This is a genomic window from Streptomyces sp. NPDC051555, assembly GCF_044454405.1.
Classification (GTDB): Bacteria; Actinomycetota; Actinomycetes; order Streptomycetales; family Streptomycetaceae; genus Streptomyces.
Genome location: NZ_JBITDP010000089.1, coordinates 1 through 3,343, shown reverse-complemented (window position 1 = coordinate 3,343; position 3,343 = coordinate 1). Strand labels below are relative to the sequence as shown.

Annotated in this window: 4 protein-coding genes; 1 reads left to right on the top strand and 3 read right to left on the bottom strand. The window is 71.5% G+C overall.

Annotation, left to right across the window (positions count from 1 at the left end; genetic code table 11):
- Positions 1-340: 340 nt before the first annotated feature.
- The gene (locus tag ACIBEA_RS44310; protein WP_399270213.1) at positions 341-1,348 is read right to left on the bottom strand and encodes a stage II sporulation protein M; all 1,008 of its coding nucleotides are present in this window, start codon (positions 1,346-1,348) and stop codon (positions 341-343) included.
- 103 nt (positions 1,349-1,451) lie between these two features.
- Between ACIBEA_RS44310 and ACIBEA_RS44305 the strand changes: the two genes are divergently transcribed.
- The gene (locus ACIBEA_RS44305) at positions 1,452-2,321 is read left to right on the top strand and encodes an RDD family protein (protein WP_399270211.1); all 870 of its coding nucleotides are present in this window, start codon (positions 1,452-1,454) and stop codon (positions 2,319-2,321) included.
- A 48-nt stretch (positions 2,322-2,369) separates the two neighbouring features.
- On the opposite strand, the gene ACIBEA_RS44300 is transcribed toward ACIBEA_RS44305, so the two are convergent.
- On the bottom strand, positions 2,370-2,993 hold the full coding sequence (locus tag ACIBEA_RS44300) for a hypothetical protein (protein WP_399270209.1): 624 nt from the start codon (positions 2,991-2,993) through the stop codon (positions 2,370-2,372).
- A gap of 97 nt (positions 2,994-3,090) precedes the next feature.
- The coding region (locus ACIBEA_RS44295) for an adenosylhomocysteinase (protein ID WP_399270207.1) at positions 3,091-3,343 on the bottom strand (253 nt) is incomplete at its 5' end.

Genomic DNA, 3,343 nt, shown 5'->3' with positions numbered 1-3,343 from the left:
TTCCGACTCTATCAGACTCTTTCGTGTCCGATTCCCGGTCGAAGCGGGATCTTGCTTTTCGCTTTCCAGTTCTTCGCTTTCGCGTTTCCCTTTCCCGCGATTCCGACTCTATCAGAAGTTTTCCACCGGTTTTCCCGGCGTTCACATCCTGAAAAGGAGTTGGCTGTGCCCCGTGCATGGAAATTGAATTCCTTGAGGGGGGCGAGAAAGACTTTAAACCATCGCTGCCGAACTTGTCCAGTTCGAGGCAACCGTTCGAATCTACCTCCCCGCTGGCACCGTGTCAACGGTGTTTGCGGGACGACGAGGAGACTAGCAGCTCAGCTGCCCGGTCCGCACATCAGGCAGCGGTCGGGAGGGTCGCGCTCTGGTCGGCCGCTTCGACGTCGCCGACCTCGCCCGCGCGGGCGGCGCGGCCGCCGAGGACGTACACGTACAGCAGGAACAGCGCCTCCACCACGACCCCGATGCCGATGCGGGCCCATGTGGGCAGGCCGGAGGGGGTGACGAACCCTTCGAGCGTGCCCGCCACGAAGAGGACCGCGGCGAGGCCGATGGCCATGCCGAGGGCCGAGCGGCCCTGTTCGGCGAGGGCTTCGCGGCGGGTGCGGGGGCCCGGGTCGATGACCGTCCAGCCCAGGCGCAGGCCCGTACCGGCGGCGACGAAGACGGCGGTCAGTTCGAGCAGGCCGTGCGGGAGGATCAGGCCGAGGAAGACGTCGAGGCGGCCGGCCGAGGCCATCAGGCCGATGCCGATCCCGAGGTTGAGCATGTTCTGGAAGAGGATCCAGAGCACCGGGAGACCGAGGAAGGCGCCGAAGACCAGGCAGATCGCGACGGCCTGGGCGTTGTTCGTCCAGACCTGGGCGGCGAACGAGGCCGCGGGGTGGCTGGAGTAGTACGTCTCGTACTGCCCGCCGGGGCGGGTCATCTCCCGCAGGTCCTGCGGCGCACCGATGGTGGCCTGGACCTCGGGGTGGACGGCTATCCACCAGCCGATGAGCGCGGCCAGGGCGGTCGACAGCACCGCGGTGGGTATCCACCAGCGGCGGCTGCGGTAGACGGCGGCCGGGAATCCGGCGGTGAAGAAGCGGGCGACGTCGCGCCAGCCGGCGCGGCGGGCGCCGGTCACCGTCGCGCGGGCGCGGGCGACGAGCTGGGTGAGGCGGCCCGTGAGCATCGGGTCGGGCGCGCTCGACTGGATCAGGGAGAGGTGGGTCGAGGTCCGCTGGTAGAGCGCGACGAGCTCGTCGACCTCGGCTCCGGTGAGGCGGCGGCCGCGGCGCAGGAGCGTCTCCAGGCGGTCCCACTCCGCGCGGTGCGCGGCCACGAAGACATCGAGATCCATCCGGTTACCGCTCCCCTGCCCCAGGTTCCCTGTTCCTACTGTGGTCAGCTTGGCAGACTTGATGAACAAGGGGCGGGGCAGGTCACGTGAAGGGTGTGCAGCGGTGAGCGATCTGGTGACGGGGGACGCGGTCGTCCTGGGACTGAGGCCGGCGAGGCTGCCGAGCCGGGGGGTGGCGTTCGTCCTCGACCTGATCGTGTACTTCGTCGGCTATCAGGTGATCAACATCGGCCTGATCTTCGCCATCGGCTCACTGGACAGCGCCGCCTTCGCGGCGGTCACGGTCGGGAGCTTCCTGCTGTTCATGGTCGGCGCGCCGATCGCGGTCGAGACGCTCAGCCACGGGCGTTCGCTCGGGAAGCTCGCCTTCGGGCTGCGGGTGGTGCGCGACGACGGCGGGCCGATCCGCTTCCGGCACGCGCTGGTGCGCGGGGCGATGGGCGCGGTGGAGCTGCTGGGTACCTCGGGGATCGTGGCCTGCATCGCTTCGCTGGTGTCGGAGCGGGGCCGGCGGCTCGGTGACGTCTTCGCGGGGACGCTGGTGGTCCGCGAGCGGGTGCCGGGGGCCCGGGTGGTGCCGGTGCCGCCTCCGCCGCCGGGGCTGGCCGGGCGGTTCACCGGGCTGGACCTGTCGGGCGTACCGGACCCGCTGTGGCTGGCGATCCGCCAGTACCTGACCCGGATGGGACAGCTCGATCAGCAGGTGGGCGCGGCGATGGCGGTGCGCTTGGCCGATGACCTGGTGGCCCGTACGGGGACGCCCCCGCCCCCGGGGGTGCCGGCCGCGGCGTACCTGGCGGCCGTGGTGCACGAGCGGCAGTCGCGCGACGCGGCACGGATGTTCGGGGGTGGGCCGGTGGCGTACGGAGCTCCCGGGCCCGTGGCTCCCGCCGCGCCCGTGGTGCCCGCCGCGCCCGCTGCTCCGGTCGTGGCACGGGAGCCCCGTTCCGGCGGGTTCGCGCCGCCGGGGTAGGGGGCCGTTCCCGGCTCTCCCTCCGGGGGCGCCTCAAACGCCGGCGGCTCAGGTGTGGTCCGCGAAGGTCGAGGGCGGGCTCTCCAGGTGTTCCAGTTCGATGCCGGGGGCCGAGAGGACCACGTCGCCGGCGAGGTGGACCGTGTGCACCTCGCCGGTGTCCAGCGCGCTGATCCGGTACGTGTCCACCAGCAGCGGGCCGCTGTCGGTGGCGTGTTCGGCGCGCTCGGTCAGCTGCCAGGCCTGGTCGACCGTGCGGGGCGCGAGCACCGGGTCGGTCAGGGCCACCAGGCGGACCCGGGTCGCCGGGTCGCCCGGCGCGAGGTGCAGCAGGCGGGCCGTGGAGACGAGGAAGGCCGGCGAGGTTCCGGTGAACCCCGAGGCGCGGACGTTGCCCTCGGTGGCTTCGGCGCCGGTGGGGTCGGTGCGGACCCAGGTGACCCCGTCGATCGCGGCGCCCCGCACCTGCCAGCTGGACGCGTTGATCTCCATCCGGATCGGGCGCCCGAGCTCGTCGACGGCCAGGTCGACGGAGCCCCGGTGGCCGCCGTCCGGGGTGGTGAGCTGGGCGACGTACCGCCAGCCGGAGGGCCCGGGCGCGCAGTGGAAGTGCTCCTCGCCGAGCGGGGTGTGGTCGTGCGTGTCGTGGAGCGAGTAGCGGCCGCGCGGCATGGCTCAACTTTCAGGCTGGGTACGGGGCAGGCCCCCGGCCGTGTCGCTGCCGGGGGCCTGTCCATCGTGCGGTGGTGGTGCCGCCGATCCGGAGGGATCAGTAGCGGTAGTGGTCCGGCTTGTACGGGCCGGCCACGTCCACACCGATGTAGGAAGCCTGCTCCGGGCGCAGGGTGGTGAGCCTGACACCGAGGGCGGCCAGGTGGAGGCGGGCGACCTTCTCGTCCAGGTGCTTGGGCAGCACGTAGACGCCGGTCGGGTACTCCTCGGGCTTGGTGAAGAGCTCGATCTGGGCCAGGGTCTGGTCCGCGAAGGAGTTCGACATCACGAAGGACGGGTGACCGGTGGCG

What these genes read in the sequence shown, in the direction of transcription:
- ACIBEA_RS44300 (WP_399270209.1), bottom strand. Translation starts at nt 2,993, where the DNA reads ATGCCGCGCGGCCGCTACTCGCTCCACGACACGCACGACCACACCCCG.
- ACIBEA_RS44310 (WP_399270213.1), bottom strand. Translation starts at nt 1,348, where the DNA reads ATGGATCTCGATGTCTTCGTGGCCGCGCACCGCGCGGAGTGGGACCGC.